At 41.4% G+C, this 22,216-nt stretch carries 17 protein-coding genes and 1 pseudogene; 17 read left to right on the forward strand and 1 reads right to left on the reverse strand.

The genetic code is table 11. The annotated features are described in order from the left end of the window. Nucleotides 1–131 precede the first annotated feature (131 nt). The 17 genes and pseudogenes from RUMTOR_RS10560 to rlmH all read left to right on the forward strand — a co-directional run bounded on the left by RUMTOR_RS10560 (nt 132) and on the right by rlmH (nt 20,939). Entirely contained in the window at nt 132–776 is a 645-nt protein-coding gene (locus RUMTOR_RS10560) for a redox-sensing transcriptional repressor Rex (RefSeq protein ID WP_009321095.1), read from the forward strand. 74 nt (nt 777–850) lie between these two features. Then, nucleotides 851–2,393, forward strand: a pseudogene (locus RUMTOR_RS13935) (bifunctional ADP-dependent NAD(P)H-hydrate dehydratase/NAD(P)H-hydrate epimerase). Nucleotides 2,394–2,437: 44 nt separating this feature from the next. Then, nucleotides 2,438–3,589 carry an alanine racemase gene (gene alr, locus RUMTOR_RS10570; protein WP_009242187.1) on the forward strand — a complete coding sequence of 384 codons (1,152 nt, stop codon included), beginning with the start codon at nt 2,438–2,440 and terminating at the stop codon, nt 3,587–3,589. Nucleotides 3,590–3,693: 104 nt separating this feature from the next. Beyond that, nucleotides 3,694–4,038: a type II toxin-antitoxin system PemK/MazF family toxin gene (locus tag RUMTOR_RS10575; RefSeq protein WP_004847794.1), complete on the forward strand. Its 345-nt coding sequence runs from the start codon at nt 3,694–3,696 to the stop codon at nt 4,036–4,038. A gap of 109 nt (nt 4,039–4,147) precedes the next feature. Then, nucleotides 4,148–4,879 (forward strand): YebC/PmpR family DNA-binding transcriptional regulator, encoded by a 732-nt coding sequence (locus RUMTOR_RS10580; RefSeq protein WP_004847796.1) that lies wholly within the window; start codon nt 4,148–4,150, stop codon nt 4,877–4,879. A gap of 54 nt (nt 4,880–4,933) precedes the next feature. After that, a complete protein-coding gene (locus RUMTOR_RS10585; protein ID WP_009242186.1) occupies nt 4,934–6,208 on the forward strand; it encodes an O-acetylhomoserine aminocarboxypropyltransferase/cysteine synthase family protein in 1,275 nt (424 codons plus the stop codon). Nucleotides 6,209–6,448: 240 nt separating this feature from the next. Further along, nucleotides 6,449–7,156, forward strand: coding sequence for a ClpP family protease (locus RUMTOR_RS10590; protein WP_004847799.1), 708 nt, complete (start codon nt 6,449–6,451; stop codon nt 7,154–7,156). A 55-nt stretch (nt 7,157–7,211) separates the two neighbouring features. Then, entirely contained in the window at nt 7,212–9,770 is a 2,559-nt protein-coding gene (locus RUMTOR_RS10595; RefSeq protein WP_004847801.1) for an FtsK/SpoIIIE family DNA translocase, read from the forward strand. Between the two features lie 10 nt (nt 9,771–9,780). Next, a complete protein-coding gene (locus tag RUMTOR_RS10600; protein ID WP_004847802.1) occupies nt 9,781–11,451 on the forward strand; it encodes a formate--tetrahydrofolate ligase in 1,671 nt (556 codons plus the stop codon). 11 nt (nt 11,452–11,462) lie between these two features. Continuing rightward, nucleotides 11,463–12,317: a bifunctional methylenetetrahydrofolate dehydrogenase/methenyltetrahydrofolate cyclohydrolase FolD gene (folD, locus tag RUMTOR_RS10605; RefSeq protein ID WP_004847804.1), complete on the forward strand. Its 855-nt coding sequence runs from the start codon at nt 11,463–11,465 to the stop codon at nt 12,315–12,317. Then, nucleotides 12,314–13,582: a chitobiase/beta-hexosaminidase C-terminal domain-containing protein gene (locus RUMTOR_RS10610; RefSeq protein WP_004847805.1), complete on the forward strand. Its 1,269-nt coding sequence runs from the start codon at nt 12,314–12,316 to the stop codon at nt 13,580–13,582. The genes folD and RUMTOR_RS10610 overlap by 4 nt, the downstream gene beginning before the upstream one ends. A 147-nt stretch (nt 13,583–13,729) precedes the next feature. Then, entirely contained in the window at nt 13,730–14,911 is a 1,182-nt protein-coding gene (locus RUMTOR_RS10615) for an iron-containing alcohol dehydrogenase (protein WP_009242185.1), read from the forward strand. Between the two features lie 239 nt (nt 14,912–15,150). Continuing rightward, nucleotides 15,151–16,038, forward strand: a complete 888-nt coding sequence (locus tag RUMTOR_RS10620) for a sulfide/dihydroorotate dehydrogenase-like FAD/NAD-binding protein (protein ID WP_004847807.1) — start codon at nt 15,151–15,153, stop codon at nt 16,036–16,038. Next, complete coding sequence (gene gltA / locus RUMTOR_RS10625; RefSeq protein ID WP_004847808.1) at nt 16,038–17,432, forward strand: NADPH-dependent glutamate synthase; 1,395 nt, start codon at nt 16,038–16,040, stop codon at nt 17,430–17,432. The genes RUMTOR_RS10620 and gltA overlap by 1 nt, the downstream gene beginning before the upstream one ends. A 150-nt stretch (nt 17,433–17,582) precedes the next feature. After that, nucleotides 17,583–18,296: a DNA alkylation repair protein gene (locus RUMTOR_RS10630; protein ID WP_004847810.1), complete on the forward strand. Its 714-nt coding sequence runs from the start codon at nt 17,583–17,585 to the stop codon at nt 18,294–18,296. Nucleotides 18,297–18,332: 36 nt separating this feature from the next. Continuing rightward, nucleotides 18,333–20,411: a HelD family protein gene (locus RUMTOR_RS10635; RefSeq protein ID WP_004847811.1), complete on the forward strand. Its 2,079-nt coding sequence runs from the start codon at nt 18,333–18,335 to the stop codon at nt 20,409–20,411. A 48-nt stretch (nt 20,412–20,459) separates the two neighbouring features. Continuing rightward, a complete protein-coding gene (gene rlmH / locus RUMTOR_RS10640) occupies nt 20,460–20,939 on the forward strand; it encodes a 23S rRNA (pseudouridine(1915)-N(3))-methyltransferase RlmH (protein ID WP_004847812.1) in 480 nt (159 codons plus the stop codon). A gap of 11 nt (nt 20,940–20,950) precedes the next feature. Here rlmH and RUMTOR_RS10645 read toward each other — a convergent pair whose 3' ends face one another. After that, entirely contained in the window at nt 20,951–22,000 is a 1,050-nt protein-coding gene (locus RUMTOR_RS10645) for an FUSC family protein (protein ID WP_004847813.1), read from the reverse strand. Between the last annotated feature and the right edge of the window lie 216 nt (nt 22,001–22,216).

The raw sequence follows: 22,216 nt of genomic DNA on the forward strand, positions 1-22,216 counted from the left end.
AAAATAAAAAGTAAAAATTGACATAATATTAACTATTTTATATAATGGAACGGAAGTGTCGGCACGTCCGACGTGTGAAACAATATAGATACAAGCGCGAGTATAGACGGCGCGGTGGAAAGGTGATAAACGTGGAGCGTAGAAAAATATCCAGAGCGGTAATTTCAAGACTGCCGAGATATTATCGGTATTTGGGAGATCTGCTTGAAATCGGGGTCGAGAGGATCTCTTCCAATGATCTGAGTAAGAAGATGAATGTAACGGCGTCTCAGATTCGTCAAGATTTAAACAATTTCGGCGGATTCGGACAGCAGGGGTATGGATATAATGTGAAGTATCTTTATACAGAGATCGGCAAGATATTGGGACTTGATAAAACGCATAATTTTATTATTATCGGAGCGGGAAATTTGGGACAGGCGCTCGCAAATTATGCTTCTTTTGAGAGGAGCGGCTTTGTTTTGAAAAGTCTGTTCGATGTAAATCCACGTTTTGAGGGAATGGCAATTCGGGGAATCGAAGTGCGCATGATGGATGAACTGGTAGATTTTTTGAAAAATAATGACATAGAGATCGCCGCACTGACGATTCCGAAGTCAAAAGCGATTGAAGTTGCGGATCTTCTCGTTGCGAATGGAATCAAGGCTATATGGAATTTTGCACATACAGATTTAAACCTTCCGAAAGATGTGATTGTGGAAAGTGTACATCTTTCAGACAGTCTTATGAAATTGTCTTATAATATCAGTCAGCGAGAAGGCGGACAGAAAAAATAGATACTTGAAGACAGAACCCCGCAGGAAACTGCGGGCGTTCCCATTTAAACAGCATAATAAAGGCGGTGAGATCAATGAGATATCTTCCCAATGGAGCGCAGATGAAAGCGGCAGATACATATACGATTGAAAAAGTAGGGATTCCGTCACTCGTATTGATGGAAAGGGCTGCGCTTGAAACAGTTAGAGTTTTGAAAGACAGAGGAGTAGATTTTTCAGATACACTTGTTGTATGTGGAAGCGGAAATAACGGCGGAGACGGATTTGCGGCTGCACGTATATTGAAGGAATATGGTTTTTGTGCAGAAGTATTATTTGTAGGGCAAGATGCGTCTATGAGCGAGGAATGCCGGACGCAGAAGCAAATTGCAGAACGGCTGGGCATTTCTGTGTTCACAGATTTTCCTAAAAAGGAATATACTGTTATAATTGACGCTGTGTTTGGCGTAGGATTGAGCAGGGCTATTGAGGGCAGGTACCATACTGTAATTGAATGGATGAATGATAAGAAGTGTGAAAAAGCAGCGATCGACATTCCATCCGGCATATGTGCGGAGAGCGGCAGAGTTTTGGGAATTGCATTTCGTGCAGATATTACAGTTTCTATGGAGTGTGTGAAGTTGGGATGCGAATTATTTCCGGGGAAACTGTATGCCGGGGAAACAGTATCAGTTCCGATCGGAATCGATCTTTTCTTTTTTTGAAAAAAACAAAGATGTATGTATTACATATGATCCGGAAGATATTCCTTTGCTTTTGCCAAAACGAGCAGCGGATTCTCACAAAGGAGATTATGGAAAAATTTTAATGATTACCGGGAGTAAAGGAATGGCGGGCGCCGCGTATTTGTCGGCAAAGGCCGCATATGCGGTCGGCGCCGGACTTGTTCAGATTTATACGGCGGAAGAAAACAGGACTGTTTTACAGGAATTGCTCCCTGAAGCAATTATATCGTGCTATAACGAAACGGCCGGAAAGCCTGATGATAAAGAACTGGAAAAATTGATTCAATGGGCAGATGTTATATGCATCGGATGCGGACTTGGAACAAGTGTGTTTGCGAGCCGGCTTTTGAAAAAGACGATGGAAATATTAAGAGAAAATGGCAGTGAAGAAGAAAAACTCCGATCTTGTCCGTGTATTATCGATGCAGACGGACTAAATCTTCTCAGTATGGATATGGAACAGTTGCAGGGAGTTCCCAATGTGATTTTGACTCCGCATATGAAAGAAATGTCAAGATTGATCAATAAAGAGATCCCTCAGATTGCAGAACGTCGTTTTTCTGTCGTGAAAGAATTTACGGAACAATATCAGGTTGTATGTGCGTTAAAAGACAGCAGAACTGTCGTTATGAAGGAAGGACATCATCCTTTTTTGAATCTCGCGGGAAACAGCGCCATGGCAAAAGCAGGATCGGGGGATGTTCTTGCCGGAATGATCTCAGGGCTTGCTGCTCAGAAAACAGATATTTTCGACGCTGTATCGGCAGGGGTATATTTTCATGCATGCGGCGGAGATGAAGCAAGAAAAAAGAAAGGGAGTTACAGTGTTTTAGCAAGAGATCTGATCGATGGGATAGGGCAATGTTTGAAGAATGCGGAAGAAAGGCTTTGACAGATCAAAAAGAGAAACAGATGAGTGATATAAGGAGTAAGGACATGGATCAACATAATCGGGTATGCGCGCAGATTGATCTGGACGCAATCGCTTATAATATGGAACAGATGAAAGATCAAATCGGAAAAGAGGCGCGTCTGATCGCTGTAATCAAGACGGACGGATATGGGCATGGCGCTGTTCCGATTGCGCGGATGTTTGAAACATTTTCATATGTATGGGGGTATGCCGTCGCCTGTATTGAAGAAGCGGTGTCTCTTCGGAAAGAAGGAATTAAAAAACCGATCCTTGTACTTGGCTGTGTTTTTCCGGATCAATATGAAACGATGATAAAAAACGAGATCCGTGCGGCTGTCTACACAAAAGAGATGGCGGAAGGGATGTCAGACGAAGCGGTTCGCCAGGGGAAAAATGCTTATTTCCACATTAAGATCGATACCGGAATGGGACGGATAGGATTTCCTGTAAATAGCGAAAGTGTAAATTTGATCGAGGAGATCAGTAAACTTCCGAATATACATATGGAAGGGTTATTTACTCATTTTGCCAAAGCAGATGAAAAAGAAAAATCATATACGTTAAAGCAGCATGAACGTTTTTTGTGGATGAAGGAACAGTTGGAAAAACGGAATGTAGATATTACGTATTATGACTGTGATAACAGCGCCGGAATCATTGATTTTCCTAATTTGAAGCATGATCTTGCAAGAGCAGGCATTTCTACATATGGAATGTATCCGTCAGACGAAGTGCAAAAGAGCAATGTTCATCTGAAACCGGCTCTTTCATTGATCAGTCATATTACATTTGTGAAAGAAGTAGAGGCAGGAACACCGATTAGCTACGGGGGAACATTTGTTGCTCCGGAAAAGATGAAAATTGCCACGATCCCGGTCGGATACGGAGACGGATATCCACGTTCTCTTTCTAATAAAGGCAGTGTGCTTATCAGAGGAAAGCGGGCAAAAATCGTAGGAAGAGTATGTATGGACCAGTTCATGGTAGATGTGACCGATATACCGGGGGCGGCATTTATGGATCGGGTTGTTTTGATCGGAAAAGACGGAAAAGATGAAATAACAGTAGAGGAATTGTCAAAATTAAGCGGAAGATTTAACTATGAATTTGTCTGTTGTCTCGGAAAACGGATTCCGAGGGTTTACACAGGCGGTGATTTTGATCTGATGAAGTAATTGTTTGGTGAATACATCCGATGACAAAGGGAATACTGATAAATGAACATGACCGGGAGGTTATGAGGAGAATATTAGTATGAAATCGGAGAGTGAAAAATTTGATGATCAGACGCGGAGACATTTTTTATGCCGACTTAAGTCCTGTTGTCGGTTCGGAACAGGGAGGGGTAAGACCTGTTCTTGTCATACAGAATAATGTCGGAAACAGACATAGTCCGACTGTGATCTGTGCGGCGATTACATCAAAGATGAATAAGGCGAAGCTGCCGACTCATATAGAGATCAGTACAAGAGATTATAAAATCGTAAAAAATTCTGTTATATTGCTAGAACAGATTCGTACGATCGATAAGCAGCGGCTGAAAGAATATGTCTGTCATATAGACAGTGCAATGATGCAGAAAGTAGATAAAGCAATAAGGATCAGTCTTGAAATTGCTACATAGACTGTTCTGACTTCTTTACAGAAGATCAAAAGAGTGATAAAATTGTAAAGCAAAATGTGCGGTTGAGCGAAACGGACTGTACAAGAGAAAAAGAAGAGGAGAAATTTATATGTCTGGACATTCAAAGTTTGCAAATATTAAACATAAGAAAGAAAAAAACGATGCGGCTAAGGGAAAGATTTTTACAAAGATCGGAAGAGAACTTGCTGTGGCGGTAAAAGAAGGCGGCGGACCGGATCCGGCAAATAACAGTCGTTTGCGCGATGTTATTGCAAAGGCAAAGTCGAATAATATGCCGAATGATACGATCGAGAGAAATATTAAAAAAGCAGCAGGCGAAGGAGCGGGCGATAATTACGAGCATATTACATATGAAGGATATGGTCCGAACGGAACGGCAATCATCGTAAAAACATTGACAGATAATAAAAACCGGACAGCTTCAAATGTACGCAACGCGTTTACAAAAGGAAGTGGAAACGTAGGCACGCCAGGTTGTGTATCATTTATGTTTGATGAGAAAGGCCAGATTTTTGTGGCAAAAGAAGACTGCAGCATGGATGCGGATGAACTGATGATGCTTGCACTGGATGCGGGAGCGGAAGATTTCGCGGAAGAAGAGGAAAGTTTTGAAATTTTGACAGATCCGGCTGCATTTAGTGAAGTGCGTCTGAAATTAGAAGAGGCGGGAATTGTAATGGCAGGAGCGGAAGTTACGATGATCCCTCAGACTTATGTCGATTTGACAAGTGAAGAGGATATTAAAAATATCCAGAAAACATTAGATCTTCTCGAAGAAGACGATGATGTCCAGGACGTATATCATAACTGGAATGAATAGGCGATTCAGGGAATGCAGGCATACAAACAGGAAAAACGCAGGAGGACAAAGAAGATGAGCGATTACAGAATCGAAACAAAATGTATACAGTCGGGATATGAACCCGGAAACGGAGAAGCAAGAGTACTTCCGATTTATCAGAGCACTACATTTCGTTATACGAGCAGCGAGCAGATGGGAAGACTGTTTGATCTTGAAGAGTCGGGATATTTTTATACGCGTCTTCAAAATCCGACGAACGATGCGGTTGCTGCCAAAATATGCGATCTTGAAGGCGGATATGCGGGGATGCTGACATCTTCCGGACAAGCGGCGAATTTCTATGCAATTATGAACATTGCGGAACAGGGAGACCATATCGTATGCGCGTCGGCTTTGTATGGCGGTACATATAATCTTTATGCTCATACAATTAAAAAAATGGGCGTAGATGCTACATTTGTAGATCCGGATTGTTCTGAGGAAGAACTGGAGGCTGCATTTAGAGAAAACACAAAAGCGGTGTTTGGAGAGTCGATTGCCAATCCGGCTCTTGTTGTTCTTGATTTTCAAAAATTTGCAAGTGCGGCGCACAGACACGGAGTTCCGTTTATTGTGGATAATACGTTTGCAACACCGATTAACTGCCGTCCGTTTGAGTGGGGAGCAGATATTGTTACCCACTCTACAACAAAATATATGGATGGCCATGCGGCGTGTGTCGGAGGTGCGATCATTGACAGTGGCAATTTTGACTGGAATGCCCATGCAGATAAATTTCCGGGACTTACGACACCGGATAAGACATATCACGGAATTGTATATACAGAAAAATTCGGAAAAGGCGCTTATATTACAAAGGCAACAGCTCAGCTTATGAGAGACCTTGGTTCCATTCAGGCGCCGCAAAATGCATTTTTGCTGAATATCGGACTTGAAACGCTTCACTTAAGAGTGCCAAGACATTGTGAGAATGCGTTGAAAGTTGCAAAGTATTTGAAAGGACATGATAAAGTAGCTTGGGTAAGTTATCCGTCGTTGGAAGGAGATAAGTATTATGATCTGGCACAGAAATATATGCCAAACGGTACGTGCGGAGTGCTGACATTCGGTCTGAAAGGCGGAAGAGAAGCAGCTGTGGAAATGATGGATAAATTGAAAATGGTAGCAATCGTAACCCATGTGGCGGACGCAAGAAGCTGTGTGCTTCACCCGGCAAGCCATACTCATCGTCAGATGAACGAGCAGGAGTTGAAAGAGGCGGGAGTTCAGCCGGATTTGATCCGTTTCAGTGTAGGAATCGAGAACGCCGAAGATATTATTGCCGATGTAGAGCAGGCATTAAAATAATTCTTAAAAAATGGTATGGATGTATACAATTTACATCTGTGCCATTTTTTGTATAGACGACGAGTGAAAGTTTGTTCCCCACCTATACTTTGGTGACTGCCTACAATTCTGAAATGTGTTTTTTGGAAAATTGTTTCCTCCAAAACTGCATAAAATATCTCGATTTTTTTCATACTGATTTTAAAGATATCGGATATCTTTTGATACGAATATTTTTTGCGGTATGAAGGAGGAGGCAAAATGGCTGAAGAGCAGCAAAAAAGAGAAGACGAAAATAACGAGATCAAAGAAATGGGAACTCTTAATATGAAAGAGAGCGGTTCGAAATACGGAATTCAATTACTGACGATCATAGGGGAAATCGAAGGTCATGACAGTGTTTCAGGAAACACGAAAGCAACGAAATACGAACATCTTCTTCCGAGACTTGCACAGATAGAAGAAGATGATGAAACAGACGGAGTTTTAATTTTATTAAATACGCTTGGAGGCGATGTGGAAGCCGGACTGGCAATAGCTGAAATGATCGCATCTTTAAGCAAGCCTACGGTGTCGCTCGTACTTGGGGGAAGTCATTCAATTGGAGGCCCGTTGGCTGTGTCGGCAGATTATTCCTTTATTGTGCCGACGGGTACGATGATCGTTCATCCTGTGCGTTCTACCGGAATGTTTATCGGAGTGATGCAAAGTTATCGAAATATGGAAAAAACGCAGGATCGTATTACAAAATTCATTGCGTCTCATTCTAACATCACTCAGGATCGGCTTTTAGAATTAATGCTTGATTCTTCGCAGCTTGTAAAAGATGTAGGAACAATGCTTGAAGGAGAGCAGGCAGTAAAGGAAGGGATGATAGATGAGGTCGGAGGAATCAAAGAGGCTTTTGCAAAGCTTCACTCATTGATCGACAAAGAGAAAGAGAAACAAGAGAAAAATTTGATGACATGATTTTCAAATGATGATATACTAAATATAGTATGTTTAATTACCAAGGGGGAATTATATGGCTTCCAAGACTACAAAAGGAAGAAAAAATACAAGATCAAAGAAAAAGACGAGAACGAAAGCGAAAAGCAGCAATGCAAAAAATACAGAACTTGCGGGGGAAATTACGATACTTGTTATATTGACAGTGTGCATTCTGCTTGTTTTGAGTAATTTTGGTATTGGCGGAATTGCGGGGGAGGCAGTTTCTTCTGTACTATTTGGTTTGTTTGGATATATGGCATATGTATTGCCGTTTCTTGTTTTTGCGGCCGCCGCTTTTTTTATTTCAAACAGAGGAAATACACATGCTTATATAAAAATCGCGGCAGGAGTATTTTTGTTCTTATTTTTGACGGCAATACTGGAATTGATATTTAATTCTTATACGCCGGGAACAAAACTGATTTCATACTATACTGCTGCCAGTGAGCATCATAATGCCGGAGGTTTGACCGGAGGCTGTATGATTAGTATGCTCTGCCCTTTGATCGGGAAGATAGGAACATATGTTGTCTTAGTTGTTTTATCGGTGATATGCATCATATTGATTACAGAAAAATCATTGTTAGCTCCGATCGGCCGAAAAAGTAAAAGAGCATATGAGGATGTGCGAAGGAAACGTCAGGAGACGGCAGTTTTAAGAGCAAAGCAAAAGGAAGAGTCAAAAACACTGTCTGAGAGTCGGAAATCGGGACAATCTTTGAAAAAAGAAGAAAACGAGCCGGAGAAAAGGATCGATCATAAAGTGTCCGGTGTTTCATTTGCAACGACTCTTATGTCTGAAGCAGAAATACCGAAAAAAGGCAGAAGGAAGAATAAATCGCCGGATGTGTGCGAATTGATACCTGATAACGAAGCATTTGTCATTAATCGTGAAGAACCTTTTATGGAAGCAGAACCTATTCGGCAAGAGGGGAAAGAACAGCAGTATGAGGCTTTGCAGCAGACAGATACATTCACGCCTTTAGAAGAAAAGGCAGAAGAGGATCTTCAGAATCAGAAAAATACGTCAGGAAGAAAAAACAAAAAAGAAGATTCCCAAGCAGTGGCAAGGGAAACTCAGAACGTGGCCGATGCGGTGAGAATAGAAGAGCAGAAGGAACATCCTGTTTATCATACACCTCCGATCAGTCTTCTGAAAAAAGGAAGGAAAGCCGGTGGAGATTCAGATGCGCATCTTAGAGCTACGGCGCTTAAGTTAGAGCAGACATTACGCAATTTCGGAGTTGGCGTACATGTGACGAATGCAAGTTGTGGACCGTCCGTTACAAGATATGAACTGCAGCCGGAGCAAGGGGTGAAAGTAAGTAAGATTGTCGGTCTTTCAGATGACATTAAATTAAATCTTGCAGTGGCGGATCTTCGTATCGAAGCTCCGATTCCGGGAAAAGCGGCAGTGGGAATTGAAGTGCCGAACAGTGAGAATACAGCGGTTATGCTTCGTGATCTTTTGGAATCAAAAGAATTTCAGGCAAGCGCTTCTCCCATTTCGTTTGCGGTCGGAAAAGATATTGCGGGAAAAGTAGTCGTTTCGGATATTGCGAAGATGCCGCACCTTCTTGTGGCAGGAGCAACCGGATCGGGAAAATCAGTTTGTATCAATACGTTGATCATGAGTATTATCTACAAAGCGGATCCGGAAGAAGTCAAACTGATCTTAGTCGATCCGAAAGTTGTGGAGTTGAGCGTATATAACGGGATTCCGCATCTGATGATCCCTGTTGTAACAGATCCGAAAAAAGCGGCAGGTGCTTTGAACTGGGCTGTAGCAGAGATGGAGAAGCGTTATAAACTGTTTGCTGATTATAACGTGCGTGATCTGAAGGGATTTAATGAAAAGATAGAACAAGGTCAGACAGGAGAGGATATTCAGAAAAAGCTTCCTCAGATCGTAATTATTATTGATGAGCTGGCAGACCTTATGATGGTTGCTCCGGGAGAGGTAGAAGGTGCTATTTGTCGTCTTGCACAGCTTGCGCGGGCGGCAGGACTGCATTTGATCCTTGCGACACAAAGACCATCTGTCAATGTCATTACCGGTCTTATTAAAGCAAATATGCCCTCTCGTATTGCATTTTCGGTTTCGTCAGGTGTTGACTCAAGAACAATTATAGATATGAATGGCGCGGAAAAACTGCTCGGTAAAGGGGATATGCTTTTTTATCCGTCAGGATATCCGAAACCCGTTCGTGTGCAAGGTTCATTCGTATCAGATAAAGAAGTTCAAAATGTAGTCGATTATCTGATCAATCACAGTGAAAGAGTTTCTTATAATAATGAACTGGAAGAGCATATGGTCACTAATATTGTGTCATCGGGAAATGGAATGCAGGCAGGTGAAAACGGTGATGACCGTGATACATATTTTATAGAGGCCGGAAAGCTTATTATAGAAAAAGAAAAAGCATCTATCGGAATGCTTCAGAGAATGTTTAAAATCGGGTTTAACCGGGCGGCAAGGATTATGGATCAGCTTGCCCAAGCCGGAGTTGTAGGTCCTGAAGAAGGAACAAAACCGAGAAAAGTATTAATGACAAAGGAAGAGTTTGAAAACTATTTACAAAAGGGAAATTAGGAGGTAGAAAATGAAGACAGATATTCAGATCGCACAGGAAGCAAAAATGGAACACATCAAGGATGTGGCGGCACGGGCAGGAATTGAGGAGAACGAGCTGGAGTTTTACGGAAAGTATAAAGCAAAACTTTCAGATGAGTTATGGGAGAAGATTAAAGATCGTGAAGACGGAAAGCTTGTTCTTGTGACAGCCATTAATCCAACTCCGGCAGGCGAAGGCAAGACGACAACATCTGTCGGTTTAGGTCAGGCAATGGCGAAATTGAATAAAAATGCGATTATTGCACTTCGAGAACCATCTTTAGGACCTTGTTTCGGAATCAAAGGCGGAGCGGCAGGCGGCGGCTATTCGCAGGTTGTGCCGATGGAAGATCTGAATCTTCATTTTACGGGAGATTTTCATGCAATCACGTCGGCAAATAACTTGCTTGCGGCGATGCTTGACAATCACATTCAGCAGGGAAATGAACTTCAGATCGACCCGAGACAGGTTGTATGGAAACGCTGTCTGGATATGAATGATCGTGTGCTGAGAAACATTGTTGTAGGACTTGGAAATAAGATGGATGGAATGGTGCGGGAAGATCATTTTGTTATTACAGTTGCGTCTGAAATTATGGCGATTCTTTGCCTTGCAGATGATCTTGCGGATTTAAGAGCTCGCCTGGGCAGAATCATTGTAGCGTATAATTTTGCGGGAGAGCCGGTGACAGCAGATGACCTGCATGCAACAGGGGCGATGACCGCTTTGTTGAAAGATGCGGTGAAACCAAACCTTATTCAGACACTTGAACATACACCTGCGCTTGTACATGGCGGACCGTTTGCAAATATCGCGCATGGATGCAACAGTGTGCGCGCAACAAAGATGGCGCTGAAATTAAGTGATATTACGATTACAGAAGCGGGATTCGGAGCAGATCTCGGAGCAGAGAAATTCTTCGATATCAAATGTCGTATGGCAGATGTCAAACCGGATGCAGTTGTTTTGGTTGCAACTGTACGAGCTTTGAAGTATAATGGTGGGGTTGCGAAAGCAGATTTAGCGGAAGAAAATCTGGATGCACTCGCAAAAGGAATTGTAAATCTTGAAAAACATATCGAAAATATACAAAAATATAAGGTTCCTGTTATTGTAACGTTAAATTCTTTTGTTACAGATACAGATGCGGAAAATGAATTTATCCGCAGGTTCTGCGAAGAAAGAGGCTGTGAATTTGCTTTGTCCGAAGTATGGGAAAAAGGTGGAGAAGGCGGTATTGCACTTGCCGAAAAAGTATTGGATACATTGGAAAACAAAAAATCAGACTTTGAACTTCTTTACGAAGATTCCCTTTCTTTAGAAGAAAAGATCGAGAAAATCGCCAAAGAAATTTACGGAGCAGACGGTGTCGTATATGAGCCGGCAGCAAAAAAACAGATTGCAAAGATCGAATCATTGGGATTCGGAAGTTTTCCGGTATGTATGGCAAAGAATCAGTACTCTTTGTCTGATGATGCAAAAAAACTCGGAAGACCGCACGGCTTTGACATCCACATCCGCGAAGTATATGTAAGTGCCGGAGCAGGATTTGTAGTTGCGCTGACAGGTGCGGTTATGACGATGCCGGGACTGCCGAAAGTTCCGGCTGCAAACGGAATCGATGTTACGGAAGACGGAACGATAACAGGCTTGTTTTAAAGGAGAAATAAATGCCATACATTATTGATGGAAAAGCAATCTCAAAACAGATTAAAGATGAGTTGCGCGACGAAGTAGAAAAATTAACAGAGGCAGGCATAAATGCCTGCCTTGCAGTGATACAGGTGGGAAATGACCCTGCTTCAACTGTATATGTGAATAATAAAAAGAAAGCATGCGCGTATGTCGGGATCAATTCCCGGTCATATGAACTGCCGGAGGATACATCGGAACAAACATTGTTGGATCTTGTACAGAAATTGAATGAAGATCCGGAAGTAAACGGCATTCTTGTGCAGCTTCCGCTGCCGAAACAGATCGATGAGGACAAGGTTATCCGTACAATTTCTCCGGATAAAGATGTGGATGGCTTTCATCCGGTAAGTGTGGGAAGACTCTGGATCGGAGAGAAAGGTTTTTTGTCATGTACTCCTGCAGGAGTGATCCAACTTTTGAAACGATCGGGAATTGAGATTGAAGGAAAAGAATGTGTGATCATCGGCAGAAGCAATATTGTAGGAAAGCCGATGGCGGCTCTTTTGCTCAGAGAAAATGCAACTGTAACAGTTGCCCATTCAAAAACAAAAGATTTGAAGAGTATTGCCAAAAGGGCGGATATCTTGATTGTAGCGATCGGTAAAGCAAAATTTATTACAAAAGATTATATAAAAGAAGGAGCTGTTGTCATCGATGTAGGAATGCATAGAGATGAACAGAATCATCTCTGCGGAGATGTGGACTGTGAAGATGTATCTTCGGTCGTTTCGGCAATCACTCCGGTGCCGGGCGGCGTCGGACCGATGACGATCGCCATGTTGATGAATAATTGTGTGGAAACAATACGCGGTCGGGAGGAAAGAGCATGAAATGCGTGCATTGCGGAGCAAATATTCCTGATGATCAAATGATCTGCCCCGTATGTGGAGCCGAAGTACAGATTGTTCCCGATTATAACCCGCTGGATGATGTACTTGCAAGAGAAGTAAGAGGGTCGGTTGAAGGAGCAACACGACAGATACGGACAGATGATATCAGAAGATACAGAAGAGAAGATCTGACAAAAAATATTAATTCTACCCGTGTTTTAAGCGAGGACGAGATGGAGCGTATTCGCTCAAACCGGAGAAAAAGTACAAATAATACTGAAAGAAATTCGGCAGAACTGCGCCGACAACGTCAAGCCCGGCAGCAAAAACGTCTGGAAGCGGCGAAAAGAAAGAGGAGAAGGCTTTTGCTTACACTGGCGGCAGTTGTTATATTGATCGGATTTGGTATTTATGTGGCATATCAGAATTCTTATACAGGAATGCTGAAAAAAGGGTACCGTGCAGTTAATGAGAAAGAATATATGGCGGCAGAAAAATATTTCGATCGTGCGATCATAAAAGATAAGTCAAGACCGGATGCATATGTAGGTCTTGCGGAAATTTATCTGGATCAAAATGATACAGACGGTGCGGAAGATGTTTATTTGAGCGCGATTGAAACACAGCCCACAAACGAAAAATTGTATCAGGCAGCAATCGATTTTTATATGGAGACAAAACAGCCTGAAAAGGTGGCATCTCTTCTTGAAGACTGTGAAGATGATAACGTATTGGCTTCGGTGTCCGAATATGTTTGTGAAGCTCCTGAATTTAAACCCGAAGAGGGAACATACAAAGAGGTTCAGGAGATTACGATCAGTTCGGATACGGAAGGTGAAATCTATTATACGACGGACGGAACAGATCCGACTGCGAAGACAGGGAAAAAATATAAAGAACCTATCTTACTGGAAAAAGAAGGAACAACGGAGATTCGCGCTATTGTTGTAAATATGAAAGGGATTCCGAGCGGAGTGATATCTCAGACATATACGATTGAATTTCCCATTGCAGATGCCCCTGCGGTGACACCGTCTACCGGCCGATATACAGATCCTCAGAAGATTACGATCACAGTACCTGACGGATATACTGCTTATTATACGACAGACGGATCTGAACCGACAGCTTCATCGGAAAAATATACAGGACCGATCGATATGCCGGCGAATACAACGACTACATTTAACGCTGTTCTCATCAATAACCGAAATGGAAAAGCGACGGAAGTGACAACGCGAAGCTACATTACAACAGCAGAATAGAGTATGTGAAAAACAACCGTGATATTATGTGAAAGTTACATATGTTTTATGCAATTTTTACAAATTCAGGGTTGTTTTTTTGAATTAAAAGAGTTATAATATTTATGTTAAGAAAATAACAATATTCAAATAAAGGAGATGTCGGAAATGAGCAGATTTTGTTTACCAAGAGACATTTATCATGGAAAAGGATGTCTTGAAGAGTTGAAAAACCTGAAAGGAAAAAAAGCAATCCTCGTAGTAGGCGGAGGATCTATGAAACGTCAGGGATTTCTTGACAGAGCAGTTGGATATTTAAAAGAAGCGGGAATGGAAGTGCAGTTGTTTGAAGGCGTAGAACCGGATCCGTCAGTTGAGACAGTTATGAAAGGCGCAGAAGCCATGAGAGCATTTGAGCCGGACTGGATTGTATCTATGGGTGGAGGCTCACCGATTGATGCGGCAAAGGCAATGTGGGCATTTTATGAGTACCCGGATACAACATTTGAAGAATTATGTACACCGTTTAACTTTCCGGAGCTGAGACAGAAAGCAAAATTCTGTGCAATTCCGTCTACATCGGGAACAGCGACTGAAGTTACGGCGTTTTCTGTCATTACAAACTATCAGACAGGCGTAAAATATCCGTTGGCTGACTTTAATATCACTCCGGATGTTGCGATTGTCGATCCGGATCTTGTCGCAGGTCTTCCGGTAAAACAGGTTGCATATACAGGTATGGATGCGCTGACACATGCGATTGAAGCATATGTTTCCACATTAAACGGACCGTTTACAGATCCATTGGCGCTGCAGGCGATCGAGATGGTATTGGATTATCTTCCGGCATCATATAACTGCAATATGGATGCAAGAGAACAGATGCATTACGCACAGTGTCTGGCAGGAATGGCATTTTCAAACGCACTTCTTGGAATCGTACATTCTATGGCACATAAGACAGGCGCAGCTTTCTCCACAGGTCATATTCCGCATGGATGTGCAAATGCGATTTATCTTCCGTATGTTATCCAGTACAATGCAAAAGATTCTGTAGCGGCAAAACGTTATGCAGAGATCGCGCGTAGAATGGGACTGGAAGGAAATTCCGAAAAGGCTCTTATTAACAGCCTTGTAGCTAAAATCGATGAATTCAACGCAAAACTGAACATACCGAAAACATTGAAAGATTTCGGTATCAATGAAGAAGAATTCAAAGAGAAGATTGCTAAGATTTCCGAGCTTGCGGTAGGAGATGCATGTACAGGATCTAACCCGAGAGCGATCGACCCGGCAGCTATGGAGAAACTGTTCACATGTACATATTACGGAACAGAAGTTGACTTCTAAAATTTAACACAAAAATACACTGGTAATTGATAAACAATAAAGTGATATCAACCTTTTAAATAGTGATTTTACACAAAAACGGTTGGCAGGTGTGAACTGTAAAGTCGCTGTCTTGATAGAAGTATCGTGACAGCGGCTTTTTGTAATGGAGTCTTTTGGCACTTACGGAGATTTGAACTTGCCATAGAGTGGATTTTGGCGTATTATAGTTAAGAGTGAAATTTTCAAGGAGGAAGACCATGTATAAGATAATGAAAGCAGAAAAACTGGCAGACAAGATCTTTTTGATGGATGTGCACGCGCCGCGTGTTGCGAGTCATTGTGAGCCGGGTCAGTTTGTGATTGTAAAGATGGATGAGAAAGGCGAGCGTATTCCTCTGACTATCTGTGACTACGACAGAGAAGCGGGGACTATCACGATCGTCGTTCAGGAAGTGGGCGCTTCTACGACAAAGATGGGAACTTTGAAAGAGGGAGATTATTTCCGTGATTTTACAGGACCGCTTGGGTGCGCTTCTGAGTTTGTTCATGAAGATCTCGAAACTTTAAAAAATAAAAAAATGCTGTTTGTAGCAGGCGGTGTCGGAGCGGCTCCGGTGTATCCGCAGGTGAAATGGCTCAAAGAGCATGGTATAGAAGCTGATGTGATTGTCGGTGCTAAGACAAAAGATATGTTGATTCTGGAAGATGAGATGAAAGCAGTTGCGGGAAATTATTACCCGTGTACGGACGACGGTACGTACGGACATGCCGGAATGGTTACGACAATGATCGAAAAACTTGTAAATGAAGGCAAAAAGTATGATGTCTGTGTTGCCATCGGACCGATGATCATGATGAAATTTGTCTGTATTTTGACGAAAAAACTTGAACTTCCTACAATCGTCAGCATGAATCCGATCATGGTAGACGGAACGGGAATGTGCGGAGCATGCCGTCTTCAGGTTGGAGATGAAATCAAATTTGCATGTGTAGACGGACCGGAGTTTGACGGACATCTTGTAGATTTTGATCAGGCGATGAAGAGAAGCCAGATGTATAAAACTGCAGAAGGGCGCGCCTTACTGAAGCTTCAGGAAGGTGATACCCATCATGGAGGATGCGGACATTGCGGAGGTGACGAGTAATGGCAGATGTATTGAAAAAAGTTCCTGTCAGAGAACAGGATGCAAAAGTACGAGCAACAAATTTTGAAGAAGTTTGTCTTGGTTATAATATGGAAGAGGCGATGGAAGAAGCTTCCAGATGTTTGAACTGTAAGAATGCAAAGTGTATTCAGGGCTGTCCGGTTTCTATTGATATTCCTGCATTTATTCAGGAAGTGAAAGAAGGAAACATCGAAGAAGCATATAAAGTGATCGGAAAATCAAGTGCGCTTCCGGCAATTTGCGGACGAGTATGTCCACAGGAATCGCAGTGTGAAGGAAAGTGTATCCGCGGAATTAAAGGTGAGCCGGTTTCAATCGGAAAACTTGAAAGATTTGTTGCGGATTATGCGTTGGATCATGATATTAAACCTGTCGGTGCAGAAGAGAAGAACGGACACAAAGTTGCTGTAATCGGTTCCGGGCCGTCGGGTCTTACATGTGCGGGAGATCTTGCAAAGCTTGGATATGATGTGACTGTATTTGAGGCGCTTCATGAGCTCGGCGGAGTGCTTGTATACGGAATTCCGGAGTTCCGTCTGCCAAAACAGAAGATTGTTGCGAAAGAGATAGAGAAAGTAAAAGAACTTGGCGTAAAATTTGAGACAAATGTTGTGATCGGAAAATCCACAACGATCGATCAGCTTATGGAAGAGGAAGGATTTGAAGCGGTCTTTATTGGGTCCGGAGCAGGACTTCCGATGTTTATGGGAATTCCGGGTGAGAATGCAAACGAAGTATTCTCTGCAAATGAATACCTTACGAGAAGTAATCTGATGAAAGCATTTGATGATTCTTACGATACACCTATTGCTGCCGGCAAGAAAGTTGCTGTAGTAGGCGGAGGAAATGTAGCGATGGATGCTGCAAGAACAGCACTTCGTCTTGGCGCAGAAGTACATATTGTGTACAGAAGAAGCGAAGCGGAACTTCCGGCGAGAGTTGAGGAAGTTCACCATGCAAAGGAAGAAGGCGTAATTTTTGATCTTTTGACAAATCCGAAAAAGATTAATGTAGATGATAACGGAAATATTACAAGTATGACAGTTGTAAAGATGGAACTTGGAGAACCGGACGCTTCCGGAAGAAGAAGACCTGTAGAGATTGAAGGCTCAGAGTACGATATTGAAGTCGATACTGTAATCATGTCTTTAGGAACTTCACCGAATCCGTTAATTTCATCTACGACAAAAGGTTTGGATGTAAACCGCAGAAAGTGTATCGTTGCCGATGAGGAAAACGGACAGACATCAAAAGAAGGTGTGTTTGCAGGCGGCGATGCTGTTACAGGTGCCGCTACGGTTATACTTGCAATGGGAGCAGGAAAGGCCGGAGCAAAAGGAATTGATGAGTATTTGAAAAATAAAGAAAAGTAAAAAGCAATAAAAAGCAATAAAAAGCAATAAAAAGCAATAAAAAGGGGCTCTCTTTCCGGGTTTGGAGAGGGAGCTTTCTTAATACTTTTTAAATGAATGGAAAAGTAAGCAAAAAAGACTTTGCATTTAGTCGGCATTTTGGAGAATCACATGATAGCAGAAGAGAAAAAAATCTGGAAGATAAGGGAACAATTAGAAGATCTTACAGAAGAAAATTATAAACAATTTAATGAGAAACTCCTTCCCGGAGTAAAACATATCATAGGAGTGCGCCTTCCGGCTTTAAGAAAAATTGCGAAGGAAACTGCAAAAAGCAATTACAGCGAATATTTGAATGAGGCAGGGACAATGCTTGGAGAGGCTTCATATCACGAAGAGTTTATGGTATGGGGGCTTGTTATCGCTTATATAAAAGCGGATAGAAGTGAAGTGGAAAGGCATTTGGATGAGTTTGTTCCTAAAATCAATAACTGGGCAGTGTGCGACAGCTGTGTGACAAGTTATAAATTTATGCAGAAAGAATCAGATTTTTGGTTTGACTATGTGAAAAAATATGCAGAAAGTAAGAACGAGTTTGAACTTCGTTTTATGATTGTTTCACTTATGTCTCATTTTCTGGATAAGGAACATATTGATGAAATACTCACTATTTGCGGAAAGATAGATCATGACGGATATTATGTGAAAATGGGAAATGCATGGGCGCTTTCGGTATGTTACGTAAAATTTCCGGAAAAGACAAGGGCTTTTCTTGAGAAGGATACGTTGGATGATTTTACACATAATAAAGCAATACAAAAAATCAGAGAATCTTACAGAGTCAGTAAGGAAGAAAAAGAACAACTGACTTGTTTGAAACGCTGAAAATAAAATCAAAGAAAAGACAGACTGGAGAATCAGATGGAAGCAGATAACAGGCAGTTTGACGGAAAACTTTTTCTGAAAGATGTGAATAGAAAGCTAAACGACCGGTTGGCAGAAATTCAAAAAGATCTTAATCAGGGATTAAAAGAAATTGAAAATATGCATGAATATTACTGGGAAAATTATACGGAAATGGATCAGTACGGATATGAGGACTATGACAATCAGCAGGCGCTCTTACAGCAGGTAAATGCAAACAGAGATAAGTCAAAGTTGATGAAAAGACTTGAAAAAATGATTGATTCTCCGTTTTTCGGAAGGGTAGATTTCCTGTTTGAAGCAGAAGAAGAGGAAGAACCGTTTTATATCGGTATCGGAAATTTCGGAGAGCGTGCGGGAATGACGCCTCTTATTTATGACTGGAGGGCTCCTGTGAGCAGTCTGTTTTATGACTTTGATAAAGGTGAGGCATTTTACGAAGCGCCATCAGGAGTGATCAAAGGAGAGGTTGTTTCAAAATGGCAGTATAAAATACGCGGCGGCAAGATGATATATGGGTTTGAAAGCGATGTTAAGATTGACGATGAGATCTTAAAGCATGAGCTTGGAAACAACGGAGATGTCAAACTGAAAAATATTGTTCGAACGATTCAGAAAGAACAAAATGCAATCATCCGAAATACGAAGGATAAAATTCTTGTCATACAAGGCGCAGCGGGAAGCGGAAAGACTTCGATCGCCCTTCACCGGATCGCTTACTTGCTTTATCACGACAGGAAAAATTTAAAATCATCGAATATATTGATTCTTTCACCAAACAGTGTGTTTGCAGATTATATTTCTCATATTCTTCCGGAACTTGGCGAGGAAAATATAAAAGAAATGAGTTTTGATCTCTTCGCTTATAAAGAACTTCAGGACACGGCGGCAGACTGTGAGGATAGATATGATCAGTTAGAACGTATGATGAAGTTTGATGATCGAAGAGCGCAGGAACGTTTTGAGTGGAAACAGTCGGCGGGATTTGTAGGCGAGGCAGAAGGTTTTTTCGCGGTACTTGAAGATGAGCTGATGGAATTTCGAGAGGTGGAGTTCAGGGGGATGCGTTTTTCGGAAGAAGAAATCATTCATTTGTTTTACGATAAGTTTTATCAGATACCGCTTCTGAAAAGAATGGATGCGGTTATGGAATATTTTATTGATTCTTATGAGACGTTAAAAGGCAGAAATATTGAAGAGGAAGACAGAGAATTTCTTCAGAGAAAGTTTGACAAAATGTATGTAACGAAAGATATTTATGCTATTTACAATAAACTGCTTGCGGTATGCGGGCAGGAACAAATGGCAGAACTGCCTTATGAACGAAGGAAAATCCAATACGAAGATGTATTTCCGATGCTGTATGTAAAATACAGACTGACAGGAAAGAATGAGCATAAAAATATTAAGCATCTTGTAATTGATGAGATGCAGGACTACTCTTATTTGCAGTATCTTATCTTGAAGGAACTGTTTGACTGTAAAATGACAATACTCGGAGATCGTGCCCAGACTTTGGGAAAAGAACAACAGGATGTTTTAAAATTCCTTCCTAAAGTATTTGGGAAAAATATAAGAACCGTTATTCTGAATAAGAGTTACCGCAATACGAGAGAAATCGCAGATTATGCCGGTAAGATCGCGAATGTGAAAGATATTGAATTTTTGGACAGACATGGGAAAGATGTGGCAGAAAGAAAATTCAAAACTGACGAGGAAATGTTTGAGGCTGTCAGAGCAAATTTAAAGCTTGAAAAAGAAGAAAAAACTGATCATACAGATGATGTCGTGAATGAAGAAGTATATGAGACGGCTGCTGTCATAGCCATGACCGAAGAAGAAGCATCAGATATTTACAGACTTTTGGAAAATCGCGGAATATCTGCTTTTTATGTAGACAGGGATACGTCGGTATTTCATAAAGGTTTGACTGTGACAACATATTATCTGGCGAAAGGACTTGAATTTGATCAAGTTTTTGTCGTAAAAAGTAAAAAAGAAAATCCGTTTGAAAAACAGGCATTGTATATCAGTGCGACACGGGCTCTTCACGAATTGTATGTGTACGAAGAATAAGAAGAAAAAACGAAGGTTATATTGATTTATGGGGAATAAACAAAAAAGATGAAGATTACATTGATCACTGTAGGAAAGATAAAAGAAAAATATTTAAAAGATGCGATCGCGGAATATTCAAAAAGACTGAGTAAATATTGCAAATTGACTATCGTAGAAGTTGCGGATGAGAAAACGCCGGATCAGGCGAGCGAAACAGTAGAAGAAGCGATACGAACAAAAGAGGGAGAACGTATTTTAAAAGTTATAAAAGATGATATGTATGTGATCACTCTGGAAATCGGAGGAGCAATGCTTTCATCGGAAGAACTTTCTGCAAAGATTGAAAAACTCGGGATACAAGGGAAAAGCAGTATTGCATTTATAATCGGCGGTTCGATCGGTCTTGGAAAAACTGTGCTTGCAAGATCTGATTATGCTCTTAGTTTTTCCAAGATGACCTTCCCACATCAGTTGATGAGAGTGATTTTGCTGGAACAGATATATAGAAGTTATCGAATCATAAACGCAGAGCCGTACCATAAATAACAAACGGAAAATTATATTTTTGATTCAAGTTTTCGTTCTGTTACAGTGTGAAATATTTTTTCAAAACAAAGAGCGTACAAAGACCCGAAAATGTTTTGAGCGATTCTGAAAAATACGGCTTGCGGAAAACCGATGACACTGACGGCAATCATCATTGCTCCCAAAGAATTAAATACAGCCTGCCATCCATAGCTTGCGGAAAATCCGACTCCGATGCCTCCGACGATACCGACTACACTGTAAAGCCCGGCAGGAAGATGAGGAAAAATAAGGAAAAAGATCAGTCCTCCGAGCAGATTCCCGGGAATACGCCCGCATACATGCTTCTTAATATCTGTTCGAAACGGAAGCAGGACGGACATTGCGGCGATTCCTGCCCACATCGCTCTTGGAAGATTTAAGATCGAGGCGATAAAAATTACGCTTGAAACGGCAGAAGCCATTAAAAGCTGCCAACGGCTTCTGGAAGAATGAAGATTAAATTCGTTAAAAAGATCACGCAGTCCGCGTTTATATGTTTTCTTTCTATGATTGCGCCAGAAAACGACTCCTGTCAGTATAAATCCGAATAACATGGCAAAAAGGCGCATTGTATAGGCGCTTCCGGATGCATCATATCCAAAGAGAAGAAGATATCCGAGCACAAGGGTTGAATGATTGTAATAAATTACGTTGTGGCATCCCAGTACCATAAGAATCCATATGCATACAAAGTTTATAAGAAGTCCTCCGAATGCTCCCAACAGATTAGCCGCTTTCGGTCCGAATGTAAGAATAAGGAAAATAGCGGAAAGTGACAAAAGGCTTTGAGGAGCATGGATGCCCAAATCGACATTTCGGAATACAAGAATACAGAGAAGGATTACAACGCCTACGATACTGTTATCATTTCCGAAAATCATACTGTATGCAGTAACAAACGCAACACAGAATGCTACATTTATAAAAACTTTAAAGATATAAATAAAAAGATGATGTAGTTTTTCTTTTGGCGTTTTACAATTTTTAATAAGGGATTTTGATCCCGCCTGATTAAGCTGAAGTTCTTGATAAAATGTCATGCTGTTATTCACCTCGATTGAATTTCTGATAGTCAACGAGGCATTATACTAGCGGACACATACTTTGTCAATAAAAAATATCCGATTGTTATGGAAGCCTTGTAGCAGTTCGGTTCGCGCCATTCATAAAACCGCACTGCGTGCTTATTGTGGCGGGATATTCAAGAAAAATGAATAATGAGAAAACAGATGATGTATGAGAGGATAAAATTTTAA

Origin of the sequence: [Ruminococcus] torques ATCC 27756 (assembly GCF_000153925.1) — a bacterium.
In the GTDB taxonomy this organism is placed as follows: Bacteria; Bacillota; Clostridia; order Lachnospirales; family Lachnospiraceae; genus Mediterraneibacter; species Mediterraneibacter torques.